General features: G+C 73.8%; 16 protein-coding genes and 1 pseudogene. 9 read left to right on the top strand and 8 right to left on the bottom strand.

All coding sequences use genetic code 11. The features are described 5' to 3' along the window. The first annotated feature begins 298 nt into the window (after positions 1–298). Positions 299–4,840 (top strand): glutamate synthase large subunit, encoded by a 4,542-nt coding sequence (gltB, locus tag ACZ60J_RS13955; protein ID WP_469682414.1) that lies wholly within the window; start codon positions 299–301, stop codon positions 4,838–4,840. Next, complete coding sequence (locus ACZ60J_RS13950) at positions 4,833–6,293, top strand: glutamate synthase subunit beta (protein WP_469681724.1); 1,461 nt, start codon at positions 4,833–4,835, stop codon at positions 6,291–6,293. Before gltB ends, ACZ60J_RS13950 begins: the two co-directional genes overlap by 8 nt. A gap of 275 nt (positions 6,294–6,568) precedes the next feature. Here ACZ60J_RS13950 and ACZ60J_RS13945 read toward each other — a convergent pair whose 3' ends face one another. Beyond that, the gene (locus ACZ60J_RS13945) at positions 6,569–6,910 is read right to left on the bottom strand and encodes a DUF1330 domain-containing protein (protein WP_469681723.1); all 342 of its coding nucleotides are present in this window, start codon (positions 6,908–6,910) and stop codon (positions 6,569–6,571) included. Between the two features lie 204 nt (positions 6,911–7,114). On the opposite strand from ACZ60J_RS13945, the gene ACZ60J_RS13940 reads away from it, so the two are divergent. Both ACZ60J_RS13940 and ACZ60J_RS13935 read left to right on the top strand, forming a co-directional pair. Continuing rightward, positions 7,115–9,685, top strand: coding sequence for a molybdopterin-dependent oxidoreductase (locus ACZ60J_RS13940; protein ID WP_469681722.1), 2,571 nt, complete (start codon positions 7,115–7,117; stop codon positions 9,683–9,685). After that, a complete protein-coding gene (locus ACZ60J_RS13935; RefSeq protein ID WP_469681721.1) occupies positions 9,682–10,635 on the top strand; it encodes an FAD binding domain-containing protein in 954 nt (317 codons plus the stop codon). Before ACZ60J_RS13940 ends, ACZ60J_RS13935 begins: the two co-directional genes overlap by 4 nt. A gap of 18 nt (positions 10,636–10,653) precedes the next feature. On the opposite strand, the pseudogene ACZ60J_RS13930 reads toward ACZ60J_RS13935, so the two are convergent. After that, positions 10,654–10,847 (bottom strand): annotated as a pseudogene (locus tag ACZ60J_RS13930) (helix-turn-helix domain-containing protein); the annotation flags it as partial. 183 nt (positions 10,848–11,030) lie between these two features. Here ACZ60J_RS13930 and ACZ60J_RS13925 point away from each other — a divergent pair. Together ACZ60J_RS13925 and ACZ60J_RS13920 are read left to right on the top strand one after the other, a co-directional pair. After that, positions 11,031–11,255 (top strand): hypothetical protein, encoded by a 225-nt coding sequence (locus tag ACZ60J_RS13925; protein WP_469681720.1) that lies wholly within the window; start codon positions 11,031–11,033, stop codon positions 11,253–11,255. Next, on the top strand, positions 11,252–12,340 hold the full coding sequence (locus ACZ60J_RS13920; RefSeq protein ID WP_469681719.1) for a hypothetical protein: 1,089 nt from the start codon (positions 11,252–11,254) through the stop codon (positions 12,338–12,340). Before ACZ60J_RS13925 ends, ACZ60J_RS13920 begins: the two co-directional genes overlap by 4 nt. A gap of 311 nt (positions 12,341–12,651) precedes the next feature. Here ACZ60J_RS13920 and ACZ60J_RS13915 read toward each other — a convergent pair whose 3' ends face one another. Beyond that, positions 12,652–13,107 carry an SDR family NAD(P)-dependent oxidoreductase gene (locus ACZ60J_RS13915; protein ID WP_469681717.1) on the bottom strand — a complete coding sequence of 152 codons (456 nt, stop codon included), beginning with the start codon at positions 13,105–13,107 and terminating at the stop codon, positions 12,652–12,654. 51 nt (positions 13,108–13,158) lie between these two features. On the opposite strand from ACZ60J_RS13915, the gene ACZ60J_RS13910 reads away from it, so the two are divergent. Next, the gene (locus ACZ60J_RS13910; protein WP_469681715.1) at positions 13,159–13,296 is read left to right on the top strand and encodes a hypothetical protein; all 138 of its coding nucleotides are present in this window, start codon (positions 13,159–13,161) and stop codon (positions 13,294–13,296) included. 320 nt (positions 13,297–13,616) lie between these two features. On the opposite strand, the gene ACZ60J_RS13905 is transcribed toward ACZ60J_RS13910, so the two are convergent. After that, positions 13,617–14,084: an SgcJ/EcaC family oxidoreductase gene (locus tag ACZ60J_RS13905; RefSeq protein WP_469681713.1), complete on the bottom strand. Its 468-nt coding sequence runs from the start codon at positions 14,082–14,084 to the stop codon at positions 13,617–13,619. Positions 14,085–14,179: 95 nt separating this feature from the next. Between ACZ60J_RS13905 and ACZ60J_RS13900 the strand changes: the two genes are divergently transcribed. Next, on the top strand, positions 14,180–14,674 hold the full coding sequence (locus tag ACZ60J_RS13900; RefSeq protein WP_469681711.1) for a MarR family winged helix-turn-helix transcriptional regulator: 495 nt from the start codon (positions 14,180–14,182) through the stop codon (positions 14,672–14,674). Between the two features lie 109 nt (positions 14,675–14,783). Continuing rightward, the gene (locus ACZ60J_RS13895; protein ID WP_469681709.1) at positions 14,784–16,322 is read left to right on the top strand and encodes a DUF1906 domain-containing protein; all 1,539 of its coding nucleotides are present in this window, start codon (positions 14,784–14,786) and stop codon (positions 16,320–16,322) included. Positions 16,323–16,358: 36 nt separating this feature from the next. Here ACZ60J_RS13895 and ACZ60J_RS13890 read toward each other — a convergent pair whose 3' ends face one another. The 4 genes from ACZ60J_RS13890 to ACZ60J_RS13875 are packed head-to-tail and all read right to left on the bottom strand — an operon-like array spanning position 16,359 to position 20,510. Continuing rightward, a complete protein-coding gene (locus ACZ60J_RS13890) occupies positions 16,359–16,880 on the bottom strand; it encodes a pyridoxamine 5'-phosphate oxidase family protein (protein WP_250744927.1) in 522 nt (173 codons plus the stop codon). Between the two features lie 36 nt (positions 16,881–16,916). Further along, a complete protein-coding gene (locus ACZ60J_RS13885) occupies positions 16,917–17,645 on the bottom strand; it encodes a vWA domain-containing protein (protein ID WP_469681707.1) in 729 nt (242 codons plus the stop codon). Positions 17,646–17,694: 49 nt separating this feature from the next. Next, positions 17,695–18,882 (bottom strand): acyl-CoA dehydrogenase family protein, encoded by a 1,188-nt coding sequence (locus tag ACZ60J_RS13880; RefSeq protein ID WP_469681706.1) that lies wholly within the window; start codon positions 18,880–18,882, stop codon positions 17,695–17,697. Continuing rightward, on the bottom strand, positions 18,879–20,510 hold the full coding sequence (locus ACZ60J_RS13875) for a FadD3 family acyl-CoA ligase (protein WP_469681704.1): 1,632 nt from the start codon (positions 20,508–20,510) through the stop codon (positions 18,879–18,881). Before ACZ60J_RS13875 ends, ACZ60J_RS13880 begins: the two co-directional genes overlap by 4 nt. Positions 20,511–20,532 lie beyond the last annotated feature (22 nt).

Raw genomic sequence — 20,532 nt, 5'->3', positions numbered from 1 at the left:
GCACAGACCCCCTGGGCGCCGGGCAATGAGGCCCGCCCCGCACCGGGACCTTCGTCCCGTGTCCCGATGGCAGGACACCTGCGAAAGTCCCCTCTTGCCTGCTCCGTGCAGTGTCCGCATGCTGGAATGACATATCCGCTTCGCGGGATTGTCGTCATCATGTAATCTGCACGAAATTTCGCAGAGGGCCAACGTCGTCCCTCGGCTATGCACATATGCCACGACGACGACGGGAGAGCCGATGCGTTCCGCATCCACGCACTCCGCGACCGGCCTCAGCAACACCGCCTGGTCGCCCATGGACGGTCGCCCCGCCCAGCAGGGCATGTACGACCCGCGCAACGAGCACGACGCCTGCGGCGTCGGCTTTGTGGCCAACCTCACCGGCGAGGCCAGCCACACGCTGGTCGAGCAGGCGCTGACCGTATTGCGGAACCTCGAGCACCGAGGCGCCACCGGCTCCGAGCCCGACTCGGGCGACGGCGCCGGCATCCTCTCCCAGGTCCCGGACGCGTTCCTGCGCGAGGTGGCCGGTTTCGACCTCCCCGAGGCCGGCGCGTACGCCGTCGGCATCGCCTTCCTCCCCGCCGACGGCACCGCACAGGCCGTCGCCGTGGAGCAGATCGAGGCCATCGCCGCCGAGGAGAACCTGACGGTTCTCGGCTGGCGCGAGGTTCCGGTCACCCCCGACCTGCTCGGCAACGGCGCCCGCGCCACCATGCCGGCCTTCTCGCAGCTGTTCGTCAGCAACGGGACCTCGGGCATCGAGCTGGACCGCAAGGCCTTCGTGCTGCGCAAGCGCGCCGAGCGCGAGGCCGGGGTCTACTTCCCGTCGCTCTCCGCCCGCACGATCGTCTACAAGGGCATGCTGACCACCGGCCAGCTGGAGCCCTTCTTCCCGGACCTCTCCGACCGCCGCTTCGCCTCCGCGATCGCCCTGGTCCACTCCCGGTTCTCGACGAACACCTTCCCGTCGTGGCCGCTGGCCCACCCGTACCGCTTCGTCGCGCACAACGGCGAGATCAACACGGTCAAGGGCAACCGGAACTGGATGAAGGCCCGCGAGTCCCAGCTGGCCTCCGGCCTCTTCGGCGAGGGCGCCCTCGAGCGCATCTTCCCGATCTGCACCCCGGACGCCTCCGACTCGGCCTCCTTCGACGAGGTCCTGGAGCTGCTCCACCTCGGCGGCCGGTCCCTCCCGCACAGCGTGCTGATGATGATCCCGGAGGCGTGGGAGAACCACACCTCCATGTCGCCGGCCCGCCGCGCGTTCTACAAGTACCACTCCACGCAGATGGAGCCGTGGGACGGCCCCGCCTGCGTCACCTTCACCGACGGCACCCAGGTCGGCGCGGTCCTCGACCGCAACGGTCTGCGCCCCGGCCGCTACTGGGTCACCGACGACGACTTCGTCGTGCTCTCCTCCGAGGTCGGCGTCCTGGACATCGACCCGGCCAAGGTCGTCAAGAAGGGCCGCCTGCAGCCCGGCAAGATGTTCCTCGTCGACACCGCCCAGAAGCGGATCATCGAGGACGACGAGATCAAGGACGCGCTGGCCGCCGAGCACCCCTACGAGGAGTGGCTCGAAACCGGCGAGATCGAGCTGACGGACCTGCCCGAGCGTGAGCACATCGTGCACACCCACGCCTCGGTCACCCGCCGCCAGCAGACCTTCGGCTACACCGAGGAAGAGCTCCGCATCATCCTCGCGCCGATGGCCCGTACCGCCGGCGAGCCGCTCGGCTCCATGGGTACGGACTCCCCGATCGCGGCCCTGTCCGAGCGCCCCCGGCTGCTCTTCGACTACTTCACCCAGCTCTTCGCGCAGGTCACCAACCCGCCGCTGGACGCCATCCGCGAGGAGCTCGTCACCTCGCTGCTGTCCTCGCTCGGCCCGCAGGGCAACCTGCTGGAGCCGACCGCCGCGTCCTGCCGCAGCGTCACGCTGCCGTTCCCGGTGATCGACAACGACGAGCTGGCCAAGCTCATCCACGTCAACGCCGACGGCGACATGCCGGGCATGAAGGCCGCCACCCTCTCGGGCCTGTACCGGGTCTCCGGCGGTGGCGCGGCCCTGGCCGCCCGCCTCGAGGAGATCCGCGGCGAGGTCGACGCGGCCATCGAGAACGGCGCGCACCTGATCGTCCTCTCGGACCGTCACTCCGACGCCGAGCACGCGCCGATCCCGTCGCTGCTGCTCACCTCCGCCGTGCACCACCACCTCATCGCCACCAAGCAGCGCACCCAGGTGGGTCTGCTGGTCGAGGCCGGCGACGTCCGCGAGGTCCACCACGTCGCGCTGCTCATCGGCTACGGCGCGGCCGCGGTCAACCCGTACCTCGCCATGGAGTCCGTCGAGGACCTGCTGCGCGCCGGTACCTTCCTGTCCGGCCTGGAGCCGGAGCAGGCCATCAAGAACCTGATCTACGCGCTCGGCAAGGGCGTCCTGAAGGTCATGTCCAAGATGGGCATCTCCACCGTCGCCTCCTACCGCGGCGCCCAGGTCTTCGAGGCCGTCGGCCTCGACGAGGAGTTCGTCGCGGCGTACTTCCAGGGCACCGCCACCAAGATCGGCGGCGCCGGCCTGGACGTCATCGCCAAGGAGGTGGCCGCGCGCCACGCCAAGGCGTACCCGGCCTCCGGCATCTCCGCCTCGCACCGCGCGCTGGAGATCGGCGGCGAGTACCAGTGGCGCCGCGAGGGCGAGCCGCACCTGTTCGACCCGGACACGGTCTTTCGCCTGCAGCACGCCACGCGCAACCGCCGGTACGACATCTTCAAGCAGTACACGGACCGGGTGAACGAGCAGTCCGAGCGCCTGATGACGCTCCGCGGACTCTTCGGCTTCAAGACGGAGGACCGGCCTTCGATCTCCATCGACGAGGTCGAGTCGGTCGCCGACATCGTCAAGCGCTTCTCCACCGGCGCCATGTCGTACGGCTCCATCTCCAAGGAGGCGCACGAAACCCTCGCCATCGCCATGAACCAGCTGGGCGCCAAGTCCAACACCGGTGAGGGCGGCGAGGACCCGGACCGCCTGTACGACCCGGCGCGCCGCTCCTCCATCAAGCAGGTCGCCTCCGGCCGCTTCGGTGTCACGAGCGAGTACCTGGTCAACGCGGACGACATCCAGATCAAGATGGCGCAGGGCGCCAAGCCCGGCGAGGGCGGCCAGCTGCCCGGCCACAAGGTCTACCCGTGGGTCGCCAAGACCCGTCACTCCACCCCGGGCGTCGGCCTGATCTCCCCGCCGCCGCACCACGACATCTACTCCATCGAGGACCTGGCTCAGCTGATCCACGACCTCAAGAACGCCAACCCGGTCGCCCGCATCCACGTGAAGCTGGTCTCCGAGGTCGGCGTGGGTACCGTCGCGGCGGGTGTCTCCAAGGCCCACGCGGACGTCGTCCTCATCTCCGGCCACGACGGCGGTACGGGCGCCTCCCCGCTCACCTCGCTGAAGCACGCGGGCGGTCCCTGGGAGCTCGGCCTCGCCGAGACCCAGCAGACCCTGCTGCTCAACGGGCTGCGCGACCGCATCGTGGTCCAGACGGACGGCCAGCTCAAGACCGGCCGCGACGTCATCATCGCCGCGCTGCTCGGCGCCGAGGAGTTCGGTTTCGCGACCGCGCCGCTCGTCGTCTCCGGCTGCGTCATGATGCGCGTCTGCCACCTGGACACCTGCCCGGTCGGCATCGCCACCCAGAACCCGGTCCTGCGCGACCGCTTCTCCGGCAAGCCCGAGTTCGTCGTCAACTTCTTCGAGTTCATCGCGGAGGAGGTGCGCGAGCTCCTCGCCGAGCTGGGCTTCCGCTCGATCGAGGAGGCCGTCGGTCACGCCGAGCTCCTCGACACCAGCAAGGCCGTCACGCACTGGAAGGCGCAGGGCCTCGACCTGGAGCCGCTCTTCTACGTGCCGGAGCTGCCCGAGGGCGCGGTCCGCCACGCCCTGATCGAGCAGGACCACGGTCTGGAGAAGGCGCTCGACAACGAGCTCATCCGCCTCGCCGCGGACGCGCTGAACGCCGACTCGGCCGAGACCGCGCAGCCGGTCCGCGCCCAGGTCGCGATCCGCAACATCAACCGCACGGTCGGCACCATGCTCGGCCACGAGGTCACGAAGAAGTTCGGTGGCGCGGGCCTGCCCGACAACACCATCGACCTGACCTTCACCGGCTCCGCCGGCCAGTCCTTCGGCGCCTTCCTGCCGAAGGGCGTGACCCTCCGCCTGGAGGGCGACGCCAACGACTACGTCGGCAAGGGCCTCTCCGGCGGCCGTGTCGTGGTCCGTCCGGACCGCGGCGCCGAGCACCTGGCCGAGTACTCGACCATCGCGGGCAACACGATCGGCTACGGCGCCACCGGCGGCGAGCTGTTCCTGCGCGGCCGCACCGGCGAGCGCTTCTGCGTCCGCAACTCCGGCGCCCTGGTCGTCTCGGAAGGCGTGGGCGACCACGGCTGCGAGTACATGACCGGCGGCACCGCGGTCGTCCTCGGCGAGACGGGCCGCAACTTCGCGGCGGGCATGTCGGGCGGCGTCGCGTACGTCATCGACCTCGACCCGGCCAACGTCAACGTCGGCAACACGGGCGCGGTCGAGGCCCTGTCCGACACCGACTCCCAGTGGCTGCACGATGTCGTGCGCCGCCACGAGGAGGAGACCGGCTCGACCGTGGCCGCGAAGCTCCTCGCTGACTGGACCGCCTCCGCGGCCCGCTTCAGCAAGATCATCCCGACCACGTACAAGGCAGTGCTCGCCGCCAAGGACGCCGCCGAGCTGGCCGGACTCTCCGAGTCCGAGACCACCGAGAAGATGATGGAGGCGGCGACCAATGGCTGACCCGAAGGGCTTCCTCACCACCCCCCGCGAGACCGCCTGCTCCCGTCCCGTGGCCGAGCGCCTCAAGGACTGGAACGAGGTCTACGTTCCGGGCTCGCTGCTCCCGATCATCAGCAAGCAGGCCGGCCGCTGCATGGACTGCGGCATCCCGTTCTGCCACAACGGCTGCCCGCTCGGGAACCTGATCCCCGAGTGGAACGACTTCGCGTACCGCGAGGACTGGACCGCCGCCTCCGAGCGGCTGCACGCGACGAACAACTTCCCGGAGTTCACGGGCCGTCTGTGCCCCGCTCCCTGTGAGTCCGCGTGCGTGCTCGGCATCAACCAGCCGGCCGTCACCATCAAGAACGTCGAAGTCTCGATCATCGACAAGGCGTGGGACAACGGGGACGTCACCCCGCAGGCGCCCGAGCGCCTGTCGGGCAAGACCGCCGCGGTCATCGGCTCCGGCCCGGCGGGTCTCGCCGCGGCCCAGCAGCTGACCCGGGCCGGCCACACCGTGGTCGTGTACGAGCGCGCCGACCGCATCGGCGGGCTGCTGCGCTACGGCATCCCCGAGTTCAAGATGGAGAAGGTGCACATCAACCGCCGCATCGAGCAGATGCGCGCGGAGGGCACCAAGTTCCGTACCGGCGTCGAGGTCGGCCGCGACATCACCGCCACCGACCTGCGCAAGCGGTTCGACGCGGTCGTCATCGCGGCGGGCGCCACCGTCTCCCGCGACCTGCCGGTCCCGGGCCGCGACCTCAAGGGCATCCACTTCGCGATGGAGTACCTGCCCCTCGCGAACAAGGTGCAGGAGGGCGACTTCATCGAGCCCCCCATCACCGCCGCGGGCAAGCACGTGGTCGTCATCGGCGGCGGCGACACCGGCGCGGACTGCGTGGGCACCGCCCACCGCCAGGGCGCGGCCTCGGTCACGCAGCTGGAGATCATGCCGCGCCCCTCCGAGGACCGGCCGGCCGGCCAGCCCTGGCCGACCTTCCCCATGCTGTACAAGGTCACCTCTGCTCACGAGGAGGGCGGCGAGCGGATCTACTCCGTCTCCACCACCCACTTCGAGGGCGACGAGGACGGCAACGTCCAGGCCCTCCACCTGGTCGAGGTCGCCTTCGAGGACGGCAAGCTCGTCCAGAAGCCCGGCACCGAGCGCGTCCTCCCCGCGCAGCTGGTCACCCTGGCGATGGGCTTCACCGGCACCGACCAGGAGAACGGCCTCACGGGGCAGTTCGGCCTGGCGATGGACGCCCGCGGCAACATCGAGCGCGACGCCTCCTACGCGACCAACGTCGACGGCGTCTTCGTCGCCGGCGACGCCGGCCGCGGCCAGTCGCTGATCGTCTGGGCCATCGCGGAAGGCCGCTCGGCCGCCCGCGGCGTGGACCGCTTCCTGACCGGCACCAGCACCCTCCCGTACCCGGTCAAGCCGACGGACCGCTCGATCACGGTCTGATTCTCGACGCCGTGCTCGCACCGCTCGGCCGCAGGCGGCCTCCCGGGCTTCGCCCGGCTGCGCCGGCCTCCGGCCGTCGGAGCGACGGCTGAGCTCCAAGCGGTACCCCCGGCCCAGGCCGGGACCCCTCATACGGTCCGTACAACGAAGTACGGCACTCGACACAACGCCCGCCACGTCCCCGACCAGGGGTGGCGGGCGTTGTGGCGTTCCGGGGTCGGCAGGGTCACCGCGCCGCCCCGAATCTGTGCCGTGCCGGCCGGTGGTGTGCTCGCTCAGTCGAGGGTCGTTCGCAGCTTGTGGGCTCGTTCGGACGGGTCGTAGTGCGGGCCGACGCCTTCGATCAGGAGGAGGTCGCCCTCGATGTGGTCGGTGCGCAGGTGACGGATGGCCCGGTAGGGCGGAGAGGCGTACCAGGCACGGGCCTCCGCGAGGCCGGGGAACTCGATCAGCACCATGCTGCCGGGCCAGCTGCCTTCCACGACTTCGGCCGGCGGACCGTGGATGACGAAGCGGCCCGCGAAGGGGGTGAGGGTCGCCTGGACGCGCTCCAGGTACTCGACGACGTCGGAGTGGTTCCGGCGGCTGCGGAGATGGGCGAAGCCGTAAGCGGGCACCACGGTGCTCCTTCGTTCCGGGGGTGAGCGGTGACCGCGAACGTAGCCGAGGCCGGGCGGGCGGGGCGATTACCCCGGAGGTCATGGCCGCGGGGGTGAGGCGTGTGCCGAGCTGCGGGGTGGGTGGGGGCGGGTTATCAAGGGGGTGAAGGCGGGCCCGGGTGGTGTGGGGGCGTCGCCACCCGCGGCTGAGGAGTGCGTCTCGTGGAGTTCGAGGTCAATGGCGTTCCGTGCGCGGTGGACGTGGACGGTGATCCGGCTGCCGTGGAGCTGGTACGGGAGCGGTTGGGGCTGACCGGGGCCAAGGTGGTGTGCGGCGGCGGGGTGTGCGGGGCCTGCACGGTGCTGGTCGACGGGGAGCCGCGGGTGGCGTGTCTGACGCCGGCGGTGCGGTTGGCCGGGCGGCGGGTGACGACCGTGGAGGGGCTGGCCGGTCACCCGGTCGGGCGTGCCTTCGCCGGTGAGGACGCCCTGCAGTGCGGTTACTGCACCCCCGGGTTCGTGGTCGAGGCGGCCGCGTTCTTCGAGCGGTGGCGGGCCGCGCACGGGCGGAGCCGGCCGGGGCGGGAGGAGATCGCGGAGGCGCTGGCCGGGCACCTGTGCCGGTGCGGGGCGTACGAGGGGATCTTCAGCGCCGTGGCCGCCGCCTGTGCGGGGGAGTACGACGGCGAGGCGGTGGCCGCCGTCCCGCGCGCCGAGGCGGCCGAGAAGGCCGACGGGTCGGCCCGGTACACCACCGATCAGCGGCCCGAGGGGGTGCTGGAGGGGGTGATCATCCGGTCGCCGCACGCGCATGCGTACGTACGGTCCCTTGAGGCCGGGGACGCGGGGGTGGTGCCCCTGCTGCCGCCCGACGGGGTGGTGCGGTACGTCGGGCAGCCCGTGGCGGCCGTCGCCGCGGCGGACCGGGCTTCGGCGCGGGCGGCCGCCGAGCGGGTCACGGTGGAGTACGAGGTGCTGCCGGCCGCCCTCGACGTGGACCGGGCCCGGGCCGGCGAGGGCCCGCTGGTCTACGAGGACAAGGCGGCGCGGAAGCTGGCGCCCGGATCCGGGGAGGCGCCGCAGCTGACGCCCGCCCGCTGGCGCGGCAACCGGCGGGGCCCGTCCGCCATGAGCAGGCGGCCCGCCACGGCCGTGCGCCGGATCACGGAGGCCCGCAAGAGCAGCCCCGAGCGGGTGGTCGAGGGGCTGTTCACCACCGCCGCGCAGACGCACACCCCGCTCGAACCGCACGCCTGCCTGGCCCGGTGGGAGGAGGGGACCCTCCACATCGAGGTGTCCACGCAGTCGGTGAAGCAGGTGGCCGTCCTCGCCGCCGAGCGGTTCGGCGTGCCCCTCGACCGGGTGGTGGCCCGGGCCGTCCACGTGGGCGGCGGCTTCGGCTGCAAGATGGGACTGACCGCCGACGTGGTCGCCGCGGTGGAGCTGGCCCGGCTGCACGGCGCCCCGGTGCGGGTGGTGCTGGACCGGGACGAGGAGCTCACCGACGGTGGCTACCGGCCCGGCACCCGGATCCGGCTGGCGATGGCCGCGGACGCCTCCGGGGAGCTGAGCGCGCTGGCCATGGACGCGGACACCGACGGCGGGGTCTCGGTCGGCGGCACCGTCGCGGCGCTGGCCCGCTTCATGTACGGCAAGGCCCCGCGCCGGCTGCGGGACTTCGACACCGTCACCCACCGGCCGCCGGGCGCGCCCTTCCGCGGCCCGGGCGGACCCACGATGTGCTGGGCCCTGGAACAGGCCGTCGACGAGATGGCCCACCGGCTGGGAGAGGATCCCATCGCCCTGCGGCGCCGCTGGGACGGCAACCCGAAACGCCATGCGCTGTACGACCTGGCCGCGGCCCTTCCGGCCTGGTCGGGCACCCGCGGCGGTACGGGACGCTTCCGCCGGGGCGTCGGCGTCGCGGCGGCCAACTGGCTGTACTTCCTGGACCCCGCCACCGAGGTCGAGCTCACCGTCGAGGACGGGATCGTCGTCGCCCGCTGCGCCGTGCAGGACATGGGCACGGGCTCGCGCACCGTACTGCGCCGGGCCGTCGCCGAAGGACTCGGCGTCCCCGAGGACAGGGTGCGTGCCGAGGTCGGGCACAGCGACGCCGTCCACGGCCCCACCTCCGGCGGCAGCCGCACCACGCCGTCGATCGTGCCCGCCGCCGCGGACGCCGCGCAGCGGCTGCGCGAAGCACTCGGCGGCGGTGACGGCGACTTCGCCGCCCGGCTCGACGCGGCCGGGGCGCACGGCGTACGGGTCACCGGCCGGCGCCGCCGCGACCGCCGGGGTTTCGTGACCCCCCTCAACCTGACCCTGGGCGGTCTCGCGATCGGCCGCGGCTTCACCGGATCGGTGCAGGTCGCCGAGGTGGAGGTGGACACCCGGCTCGGCCGGATCCGGCCGCTGCGGGTGTGGAGCGGCATCGCCGCGGGCCGCATCCACGAGGAGCGGCTCGCCCGCAGCCAGTGCGAGGGCGCCGTCGTCCAGGGCGTCGGCTACGCCCTGTTCGAGGAGCGGCGCACCGACCCGGCCACGGGCCGGGTGCTGACCGACAACCTGGAGGACTACCGCATCCCCGGCATCGGAGACACCCCCGAGATCACCGTCCACTTCCATCAGGAGGGCTTCGCACACGTCCCGGGCGGCGGAGTGGGCCTCGGGGAGATCGCCACGCTGCCCACCGCGGCCGCCCTGGCCAACGCGGTCCGCGACGCGACCGGCCGGCGCCCGTACGACATGCCCATCCGCCCCGACCGGCTCCTGGAAGGACTGGCCACGTGAGCACCGAGCCCACCCTCACCGACCTCTCGGCCGCCGTCCTGGCGCGCGGCGGGGAGCTGCGCGCCGGCGGCACCGACACCACCGCCCGGCAGCGCTCCGGCATCGCCCCGGGCCCGTTCACCGACCTCGACGCCGCGGGCGGCCTGCGCGGCTGTACGCCGCTGCCCGGCGGCGGGCTGCGGATCGGCGCCCTGACCACCCTCGCCGCGCTGGCCACCGATCCGCGGGTGCGCTCCGGCTGGCCCGCCCTGGCGGTGTCCGCCGGGACCGCGGCGACCCCGCAGATCCGCGCCGCCGGCACCCTCGGCGGCAATCTGCTCCAGCGCAACCGCTGCTGGTACTACCGCAGTCCGCACTTCGGCTGCCTCCAGAAGGGCGGCTCCGGCTGCCCCGCGCGCGAGGGGGACCACCACTTCGGAGTGGTCAGCGGCGACGGCCCGTGCGTCGCCCCGCACCCGTCGACCCTGGCGACGGCCCTGCTCACCTACGACGCCGGGGTCGAGGTCCACGGCGAACCACCCCGCACGGTGGCCGAGTTGTACGGGGACGGCGAGCAGCTCCACCGGGCCGACCACCTGCTGGCACCGGACCGGATCCTCACCGCGGTACTGCTCCCGCCGCCCCTGCCCGGCGAACGGGCCGCCTACCACCGGGCCACCGGCCGCGCCCACGGCGAATGGCCCCTGGTCGAGGCCACCGCCCGGCTCGCGCTCGACGGCGCGACCGTCACGCACGCCGCCGTCGCGGCGGGCGGCGTGGCGCGGGTTCCGCTGCGCCTTCCGGAGGTGGAGGCCGCCCTGACCGGCCGGGAGGCCACCCCCGAGGTCCTCGCGGCCGCGGCCGCGACGGTGCTCGCCCGCTGCCGCCCGCTGCCGCAGACCGGGTACAAGACCACGCTGTTCCGCGACACCGTGCTGGAGGTACTGGAGCGGGCCGCGGCTCCCGCGTAGCGCCGCGCTCCGGCCGGCCTACGCCTGCCGCAGCCGCGCCGTGGCCCGGTAGGCGGACGGGGTGAGGCCCGTGGCGCGGACCAGGTGGGTGCGCAGGGAGTCCGCGGTGCGAGGCCGCTCCGGGCCGCCAGCCGGTCCACGGGCAGGGCGGTGGTCTCCAGGATCTCGCGGGCTCGGTGCAGGCGCTGGTGCAGGAGCCACTGCAGGGGGCCGCGCCTGGCACGTGCCGTCCACCTCGGAGCTGTCCGTCCGGGACCCGGCCTTCCGGCTCGCCGCGGCCGGTGCGCCGGAGCTGCGCCCGAGGGCGGCCTTACCCGCGAGTATTGACTATTAGTCAATTCGGGCCCACGCTCGACCCGAGCCGTCGTGTCGTCTCTGGTGTGGGAGGTCGTCCCGTGCGTACAGATGAGGAAATGGGCCGGTTGAGCGGGGAGTTGGGGGGTGCCCGGCCTCCCGCGTCCTTCGGGGAGCTGGATGCCGGGGAGCTCGCGGGGCTCGCCGAGGCGCTCAACGCGGAGCGGGCCCGCCAGGCCGAAGGCCTGAACCAGGCCGCCGAGGAGGCGCTGGGGCTGGTCCCCGCCCTCGCCCGCGGGGCCGTGCGCAAGGTGCTGTTCCGGTGAGCCGCGCCGAAGTGGAGAAGATCGCCCGGCTGGTGGGCGCGGACGCCGGGGAGCTCGGCTTCCTGCGCGGGCTGCCGGACGAGGACGTACGGGCGTTCCGCGAGCAGGTCAGCGGCGTACTGAACGACGGCGCACCCGAGATGCTCGACCGGATCGCCGCCGCGACCAAGCTGGTGCCGGCCGGGGTGGCGGCCGCCATCTCGCAGAAGGCGCTCGGCCCCCGGCTGGCCGCCGGGGTGGCCGGCCGGCTGGAGTCGGGCCGGGCCGCCGCCATCATCGAGAAACTGCCCGTCCCCTTCACCGCCGAGGCCTGCGGACACCTGGACCCCCGGAAGATCTCCGGGATCGTCGACCGGCTCGACGAGGGGCTCGTCGTCCGCATCGCCACCACCCTCGCCGAGAACCGCGACCACCTCACCATGGGCCGGTTCGTCGGCCACATGCGGGACCAGGTGCTCCGCCGGATCCTGGACCAGGTGGACGACGAGGCGGTGCTGCGCGCCGGCTTCTACGTCGACCAGCCCGAGCGGCTGCCCCGGATCCTGGAGCTCATGGGCGACGACCGGCTCGGCGCGATCGTACGGGCCGCTGCCGCCGGGGGGCTCTGGGAGGAGGCCCTCGGCGTCGCCGCGATGGTCGGCGGCGACCAGCGGCTGCGGATCGCCGAACTCACGGCCCGCCTCGACGCGGCCGAGCTCGACTCGCTCGTCGGGGTCACGCACGCCCAGGGGCTGTGGGAGTCCCTGCTCCCGCTCGTGGCGCTGCTCGGTGAGGAGGACCGGCTCGCGGTGGCCCGGCTGGACTCCCTGCGGGACCCGCTCGTGCTGGCCGGAGTGGTGCGGGCCGTGGTGGCGACCGCCCTGTGGGGAGCGTTCCTGCCGCTGGTCGGCGTACTGCCCGAGGACGCGCGCAAGGTGGTGGCCGATGCGGCGGCCGGGCTGGGCGACGCGGAGCTCGACGGACTGGTGCGCGAGGTCGACAAGCAGGACCTGTGGGAACTGGTGCTGCCGCTCGTCGAGCTGATGGAGGAGTCGGGGAAGGAGCGGATCTTCGCCCTGCCCGCCTTCCAGGAGCAGCAGGAGTAGCGGAACCGGCGCGCTACCGGCCGAGCAGCGCCGGCAGCGTGCGGCGCGGGCGAAGAGGGAGTTCGCACGCCCGGGGACGACGGTGGGGCGGGTGCGGCGCCGGTCCGGGGCGCGCAGGGCGGCACGCACCACGGCTTCCGGGCTCTGCACCAGGGCGGCCGGAGCGTCCTGGTGCCGCCGGGGCGGGGCCGCGGACGTCGGCTCCGCCTTCGCCTCCACCTCCGGGGCCGCGGCGGTGGGGCCGGGGCAGAGGGCCATGACGTGGACGCCGCGGGGGCGTTGCTCGTGCCAGAGCGCTTCGGAGAAGGCGGTCACGAAGGCCTTGCCGGCGCTGTAGACGCGAGGCCGGGGGAGGGGGCGCTGCCGAGGGTGGAGGAGACGTTGACGAGGGCGTCTCCGCGGCGGGCCCCGGAGAGGAAGGCGTGCGCGAGCGTGATGACGGCGTCGCAGCCCAGGTGGGTGGCGGCGAGGGCGTCCCCGGAGTCGGAACCGGCGAAGGGTCCGTGGTGCGCGGTGCCGGCGCTGTTGACCAGCAGGTTGACGGGGCGCCGGCGCAGCTCGGCGGCGACCAGCCCCTGCCCCTCGGGGGTGGACAGGTCGGCGGCCAGGTGGCGGTGACCGGCTCCGAGCTCGTGCGCGAGGGCGCGCAGCCGGTCCTCGCCCCGGGCCACGAGGGTCACGGTCCAGCCGGCCGCGGCCAGTTCGCGGGTGAAGGCGAGGCCGATGCCGGAAGTGGCCCCGGTGACCAGGGCGGTGCGGGCCGTCACTGCTCGGCTCCGGGCACCGTGCCGGGCGACAGCAGGAAGGACCCCCGTTCCATGACCGGCTGCCGCCGGGTGTTCCGGAACGCGGCGATCCGCCACTGGCCGTCGCCCTCGCGGGTCAGCGTGTACGTCTGGACCTGCGACAGCTCCGCCGGCCGCCCGCCCTCGTACGTGTCGCCGCGGCCCTGGTAGTGGGTCCCGACGTACGTCGTGTACGTGGCGTCCGGCGTGAAGAGGGCTCCGGACGCGTCGGCATCGGCGGCCCCCCCAGGCCCCGGCGAGCGAGGCCGGTACGCCGCAGACGGCGTCGCGGTCGCCCGTACGGCCTTCGGTGCCGGACTCCGTGGCGGCGACGGCCGTGCAGGCGGCGGAGCCGGTGACCTCGACCTCCGAGGTGGCGTCGAGCCGCAGGTGGCCGCCGCCGGCCTTGAGGCCGAGGGCGAGCGCGGCGCCGGTCAGGGTGCGCCGGCGGGAGCGGGACGCGGGGCCGGGTGCGGGGGCGCGGTGCACGGTCAGCGCTCGGCGGCCGGGACGAGGCCCGGGGCGAACCGGTAGGACACGGCCTCCATCAGCGGCTTGCGCTTGGTGTTCTGGAAGGCGGCGATCCGCCACGACCCGTCCTGGTCGCGGACCAGGGTGTACGTCTGGATCTTGGTGAGCTTCGCCGGGCGCTTGCCCTTGTAGGTGTCCCCGCGGCCGTTCACCACGGCCGCGTCGGGCCCGTAGAAGCGGACGTCGAGGATCTCGTCCGCCAGCCGGGTGCCCTTGAGGAAGCCGGCGAAGAGGGTGCGGTGGCTGTCCGCAATGTCGCGGCGGCCGCGGTAGAAGGTGCCGACGTAGGTGATGTACGTGGCGTCCTCGGTGAACAGCTCGCCGTAGGCCTCGGCGTCGTGGCGCTCCCAGGCGGCGACGAGCCGGTCGAGCACGGCCCGGACGGAGGCGGTGGCGGAGGCGGGGGACTCGCTGGTGGGCTGCTGCATGACGGACCACTCCCCATTGGCTAGACTGAAGCAGATACTGACTCGGCGCAGTATCTGCATGCGTGCAGATATAAATGTAGGAGGCGATCCAGAGAATGGCAACGGGTGGCGGCGCACCGGACGCGCACACGACCTTCCGGCAGTACCTGGACGCCGTCGGGCTCCAGGGCCTGGCCAGCGCCGAAGCGGCCGGACTGCACACCTCCGAGTGGTACGCGCTCAGCCTCATCACCCTGGAAGGAGGGCTCTCCTCCGGCGAGCTCGCCACCCGCACCGGGCTGACGACGGGCGCGACGACCCGGCTCATCGACCGCCTCGAACGGGCCGGTTACGCCCGCAGGGCCGCCGACCCGGGGGACCGGCGCCGGGTCATCGTGGAGCCCGTACCGGACGCACTGGACCGCATCGAGGACGTGGTCGGACCCGCCCGACGGCACGTCGCGGCCGTGATCGGCTCCTACACCCCGGAGCAGCAGGCCCTGCTCTTCGACTACTTCGCCCGCGCGGCGCCCGCGTTCCGCGCGGCCACGGAAGAGATCCGCGGCGCCACCGCACCCCGCCGGAGCAAGAGCCGCCCGGCAGCCCGGTAGCGGACCGGCGGGACCGGCCGCACCGCCGTGCGGCCGTCCCGTCAACAGGTGGCCGCGGGCTCTCGTGCCTCTGTGTCATCCTCCGGGCCTTCTGGTAACAGTGGGTCACATGCTCCCCTCCCACATGATGTTGAGCTGCCTGCTGGGCGCCGCGCTGCTGGCCCCCGTCCCCCTCGGGGCCGCCGACGGCCGCCCCGCCGAGGGCCGCAGCGCCGACGGCCGCACCGTCGACTACCGCGGGCTGCGCCTCACCGTCCCCGCCGACTGGCGGGTCGTCGACCTCGACCGCAACCCGGACGCCTGCCTTCGCCTCGACGTGCCCACCCTCTACCTCGGACACGCCGGCACCCAGGGCGAATGCGGTGCCGCCCGCGCCGCCGCCCCCCGCTCCGACACCCTGCACCTGGAGCCGCTCGACGGCGCCCCGCCGCGCGCCGACATCCCCACCGTCGGAGGCGACGAGGGCGACCCCCTGCCCAAGGTCCGGGGCGACAGCAACGAGATCCGCTACGCCCTGCGCCGCGCCGGAGTGATGGCGACCGTCTCCTACGGGTCCACCCCCGAGGCCGTCCGCGGGGTCCTCACCCGGGCCCGCGCCCTCGCACCCCCGGCCGCCCCCGGCCCGGTCCCCGTCGATCCGGTCGGCGTGGTCGGCGGGGGTTCCCGGACCACCGTCCAGACGCCCTTCACCGGCGAGGGCTTCGACGCCTGCACGGCCCCGACCCAGCGCACCATGAACGCCTGGCGGGCCGACTCGCCCTTCGGCGCCGTCGGCGTCTACATCGGCGGCCGCGCCCGTGCCTGCGCCCAGCCGCAGCTCACCGCGGGCTGGGTGAGCCGGCAGGCCGAGGCGGGCTGGCACCTCATGCCGATCTGGGTGGGCCCCCAGCCCTGGAACAGCTCCTCCACGGGGCTCTCCACCGACCCCTCCGAGGCCAACGAACAGGGCCGGGCCGAGGCCGAGGGCGCGGCCCACGCGGCCGCGGCGCTGGGCATGGCCGAGGGCACGGTCCTCTACAACGACCTGGAGAACTACACGGACCGCGCCACCTGGGACGCCCCGGTCGTCGCCTACCTCACGGCCTGGACGACGCGGCTGCACGAACTGGGCTACGGGGCCGCGGCCTACGTCGCGGCGAGCTCCGGCGCCAAGGCGCTGAACGCCCACTACGACCAGGCCCCGGAGGCCATGCCCGACGTGCTGTGGGTGGCCCGCTGGAACGGCGCGGCCTCGGTCGCCGACGCCGAGATGGGCCTGCCGGCCGGGACCGACCGGTGGACGGGGGGCCGCCGCGCCCACCAGTTCCGGGGGGACCACGACGCCACGTACGGCGACGTGACGCTCAACATCGACCGGAGCTGGCTGGACGTCGGCGCCCAGACCCCGGCCCCGGCCAAGGCCCCGAAGACCCCGGGCAAGGCCCCGAAGTCTCCCGCCAAGTCCCCGTCCAAGCCCTCGCCGAAGTCTCCGGCCAAGTCCCCCGCCACATCCCCGGCGAAGACCCCGGCCCAGGCGTCCCCGGTGAAGTCCCAGGCCCCGGCCAAGTCTCCCGCCCAGGTCCCCGCCAAGTCCCCCTCGAAACTCCCGGCGGCTGTCCCCGCCAAGACCCCCGCGGTCGTCCCGGCGAAGGCCCCGGCCAGGGTCTAGGGGGCGCCGGGCCGCAAGCCCCTCACGCCCCCGGGCTCAGCCCGCCGCAGGCTCCTCGCGGGCCGGTTCGTCGTCGTTGCCCCGGCGCAGGGTGCGCAGTCCGTGCTCCGGGGTCCACGAGCGGACCACCAGGTCGTCGCCCTCGACCCCGACGTGGACCACCTCGGTCAGCTCGGCGCGGAACAGGTCGAAGGGGTGCGGGGTGTCGTTCTCCTCGGCCTCCTCCGCGTACCGGTGGAGCTCGGGCTGTTCCACGATCTCCACCGCGCGCCCGGCGATCCGCACGTCCCCGTCGGGCATGGTCTCGCCCGGGCCCGGGTTGGTGTGCAGGGCGAAGCGCCCGTCGCGCCGCAGGTCCTTCCCCTTCATCGACCCCGGCATCATGCCCAGCCACAGCTCACCGCCGCGGATCTCGACGTTCAGTCCGGTCGCGCGCGGGGAGCCGTCCTTGCGCAGGGTCGCCAGGACGTGGTGCGGGAACTGAGCGAAGCGGGCCTGGACGGCCGCCGCGAATTCCGGTTCCGCCTTTTCGAATACGGCCCAGTTGTTCGTCGTCATACGCCCATCAAAGCGCGAGGTGATCGCCCCAGCCGGTCAGGCGCGCACGATTCCCGCCGCCCGGGCCGCCGTCAGCCAGGCCGGGAACTCCCCGACCAGGCGGTCGTACAGCTCCGGGTCCGCGACGGTCCGCGGGTCGGGACCGGCGTGGAAGTAGCCCGCGTTGTCCACCACCCGCTTCTGCGGGACGGGCAGTTCGTCGAGCCTCCGCAGGAAGTCGAACTGTGAGCTGCGGGTGTTCCCGAAGCCGACGAACTGCCAGAAGAGCGGCAGCCGGGCCGCCTTGCACAGGTACTTCTCGGCGGCGAGCTTGTTGATCGGGCCGCCGTCGGTCTGGAAGACCACGAGCGCGGGGAGGGCGGATCCCGAGTCGAGGTAGTGGTCGATCACCGCGTCCATCGCCGCGTGGTAGGCCGTCTTGCCCATGTGGCCGAGGCCGGCGGCGATCGCGGTGACCCGCCCCTCGTGGCCGGCCAGGGAGATCTCCTCGACCGCGTCGACCTCGGTGGAGAAGAACACGACCGGCACGCGGGCGTCGTCGTCCAGGTGCGCGGAAAGCCCCAGCACCCGGTCGGCGAGGGCCTGCACGCTGCCGTCGTCGTAGTACGGGCGCATCGAGCCGGAGTAGTCGAGGACCAGGTAGACGGCGGCCCGGCCGCCGTCCAGGCCGTGCTTGCGGAGCGAGGTCCCGGCGCTCTTGTACAGGCTCACCAGCGCCGGGGCGGTCTCTTCGATCTTCCGGAGGTCCATCGCGCTGCCCGTCATGGGCCGAGCGTACGACAGCCCCCGCCCCCCACGCCCCCGGCCGGGTGCTTCACCCGGCCGGGACGAACCCCAGCCGGGCCGCGAGCCGTTCGCGGTGTGCGGCGGGGGAGCCGAAGAGCAGGGCCGATCCGTGGGCCCGCTTGAAGTACGCGTGCGCCTCGTGCTCCCAGGTGATGCCGATGCCGCCGTGCAGCTGGATCATCTCGCCCGCCACGTACGCGCCGGCCTCCGAGCAGGCCGATTTGGCGGCGGCCGCCGCTTCCGGGGCCGCGTCGGCGGCGGCCGCCGCGAGGGCGAGGGAGCGGGCTCCCTCCACCGCGGTGTGCAGGTCGGCGAGCCGGTGCTTGACCGCCTGGAAGGAGCCGATGGGCCGCCCGAACTGCACCCGCTCCTTCGCGTACCGGACCGTCGCCTCCAGCGCCCGCGCCGCCGCCCCCGCCTGCTCGGCGGCGAGCGCCGTGCAGGCCAGGTCCCGGACCCGGGCCAGGACCCCGGCGCCGTCGGCCGAGAGCAGCCGGGCGGGGGTCCGGTCCAGGGTCAGCTCCGCGAGGGGGCGGGTGCGGTCCATCGTGGACCGTACGGTGAAGTCCGCCGGCGCGGCGAGCAGCTCGAACAGCCCGAGCCGGCGCATGCCCTGGCCGGGCGGGACGGGGGTCCCGGGCCCGGTTGCCGCGACTGCCTCGGCATCGGCTCCGGGTCCGGCATGCGGTCCGTCGGAGGGACCCGGACCCGGTTCCAGCCGGGCGAACGCGAGGAGCAGGGGCGGTTCGGCCGGGCCGGCCAGGACGTACCGCTTGGTGCCGGTGAGCAGCCAGTCGGCCCCGGCGGGCGCGGCCCGGGCCGACAGGTCGCCGTCCTCCCACCCGCCCTCCGGGGCGAGCGGGTCGCCGTGGTCCTCCGCCCAGGCCAGGGCGCCGACGAGCGTGCCCTCCGCCAGCTGCGGGAGGTGCTTCGCGCAGGCTTCCCGGTTCCCGGACGCGAGCAGGGCCGCCACCGTCAGCACCGCCGATCCCAGGTACGGTACGGGGCTCAGTGCGCGCCCCAACTCCGCCATGACCACCCCGACTTCGGCCGGCCCGCAGCCCAGCCCGCCGTACTCCTCCGGCACCGCCAGCGCGGCGGCGCCGATCTGCGCCGTCAGCGGAGCCCAGGCCGTGTGGCCGGGGTGGCGGGCCAGGACCGCCCGTACCGCGTCGCGCAGTTCCTCCTGCTCCCTGGTCAGCTGCAGCGGCCTCACGCCGACTCCCCTCGCGCCGTGCGGCGCAGCTCGGTCTTCAGCAGCTTGCCGCCCGCGTTGCGCGGGAGCTCATCCATCCGGGTGAACCGCCGCGGCACCTTGAAGTTGGCCAGCCGTTCCCGGGTCCAGGCGGTCAGCTCCTCGGAGGTGACCGGCCCGGTGGTGACGACGTAGGCCACCCCGACCTCGCCGAGCCGCTCGTCGGGGGCGCCGACGACCGCCGCGTCGGTGATGGCGGGGTGGGTCAGCAGCACGTTCTCCACCTCCGCCGGATAGGCGTTGAAGCCGCCGACCACGTACATGTCCTTCAGCCGGTCGGTGATGGCGAGGTAGCCGCGCCCGTCGAGCACGCCGATGTCCCCGGTGCGCAGCCAGCCGCCGGGCAGGACGGCTTCGGCGGTGGCCGCCGGGTCGTCCAGGTAGCCGGGGGTGACGTGGTAGCCGCGGACCTGGACCTCGCCGGGCTCCCCGGCGGGCAGCACGGCGCCGAGCGGGTCGGTGATCCGTACCTCGGTGTCCGGGAGCGGCAGGCCGACGGTGTGGGCGAGGGTCCGGGCGTCGGCGTCGGTGGGGCAGACGGACACGACCCCGCCGGACTCGGTGAGCCCGTACGCGGTGAACACGTCGGGCGCCCCCAGTTCGGTGCGGATCTCCTCGACGAGGGAGGCGGGCACCGAGGCCGCTCCGGTGCCGGCCAGGCGCAGCGCGGACAGGTCGTGGGCGGCCCGCGCCGGGTGGCGGATCAGGCCGTGGAAGACGGTCGGCGGGCCCATCAGGCAGGTGACGCGCTCGGCGGCCATGCGGTGCAGGATGCGGTCGGTGTCGTAGACGGCTTCGGGGAGCATGGTGACCCCGCGCAGCAGGCAGGCGAGCACCCCGGCCTTGTAGCCGAAGGTGTGGAAGAAGGGGTTGACCAGCAGGTACCGGTCGCCGGGGCGCAGGGTGACGAGGCCGGACCAGGAGCCGTAGAGCCGGACGGTCTGGCCGTGGGTGGTCATGACGCCCTTGGAGCGGCCGGTGGTGCCGGAGGTGTAGAGGATGTCGCTGAGGTCCCCGGGGCGTACGGCGGCCGCGCGCGCGGCGCGCTCCGCGTCGGGGACGGCCTCGCCGGCGCGCAGGTACGCCTCCCAGGAGACGGGCCCGGACGGCCCGTCGGTGCCGGTGTCGTCCTTCCCGTCGCGCCCGTCGCGCCCGTCGCGCAGGATCACCGTCGAGCCGAGCACCCCGAGGTCCTCGCCGGAGGCGTGCAGGTCGCGGGCGTAGTCGGTGCCGAGGAACCCGCGCTCGGTGAACAGGACGCGGGAGCCGCTGCGCCGGATGATGTCGGCGGCCTCCGCGGGCTTGTAGCGGGTGTTGACCGGTACGAGGACGGCGCCGGCGCCGACCGCGCCGAGGGCGGCGGTGATCCAGCGGCGGCTGTTGGGGGCCCAGATCGCGACCCGGTCACCCGGGCGGATGCCGTGGGCGATGGCGGCGCGGGCGGCCGCGGAGATCTCGGCGGCGAGGCGGGTGAAGGTCCAGCGGACCTCTCCGTCGGCGAGCGCCTCGCGCTCCCCGTACGCGGCGGCGGCGTACTCGGGGAGCCGGGCGAGCGTGGCGGGCGGCTGCGGCTGGGGTGGTGGTGGCATCGGACCCTCCCTACTTGACGAG

This window comes from Streptomyces sp. NPDC104226 (genome assembly GCF_055584085.1).
This window is presented reverse-complemented; position numbering and strand designations above follow the sequence as displayed.

Excerpts from the sequence above, each read along its gene's own strand:
- gltB (WP_469682414.1), top strand. The coding sequence starts at position 299 with ATGGACGGTCGCCCCGCCCAGCAGGGCATGTACGACCCGCGCAACGAG.
- ACZ60J_RS13950 (WP_469681724.1), top strand. The coding sequence starts at position 4,833 with ATGGCTGACCCGAAGGGCTTCCTCACCACCCCCCGCGAGACCGCCTGC.
- ACZ60J_RS13910 (WP_469681715.1), top strand. The coding sequence starts at position 13,159 with ATGACCGGCTGCCGCCGGGTGTTCCGGAACGCGGCGATCCGCCACTGG.
- ACZ60J_RS13905 (WP_469681713.1), bottom strand. The coding sequence starts at position 14,084 with ATGCAGCAGCCCACCAGCGAGTCCCCCGCCTCCGCCACCGCCTCCGTC.
- ACZ60J_RS13900 (WP_469681711.1), top strand. The coding sequence starts at position 14,180 with ATGGCAACGGGTGGCGGCGCACCGGACGCGCACACGACCTTCCGGCAG.
- ACZ60J_RS13895 (WP_469681709.1), top strand. The coding sequence starts at position 14,784 with ATGCTCCCCTCCCACATGATGTTGAGCTGCCTGCTGGGCGCCGCGCTG.
- ACZ60J_RS13890 (WP_250744927.1), bottom strand. The coding sequence starts at position 16,880 with ATGACGACGAACAACTGGGCCGTATTCGAAAAGGCGGAACCGGAATTC.
- ACZ60J_RS13885 (WP_469681707.1), bottom strand. The coding sequence starts at position 17,645 with ATGACGGGCAGCGCGATGGACCTCCGGAAGATCGAAGAGACCGCCCCG.
- ACZ60J_RS13875 (WP_469681704.1), bottom strand. The coding sequence starts at position 20,510 with ATGCCACCACCACCCCAGCCGCAGCCGCCCGCCACGCTCGCCCGGCTC.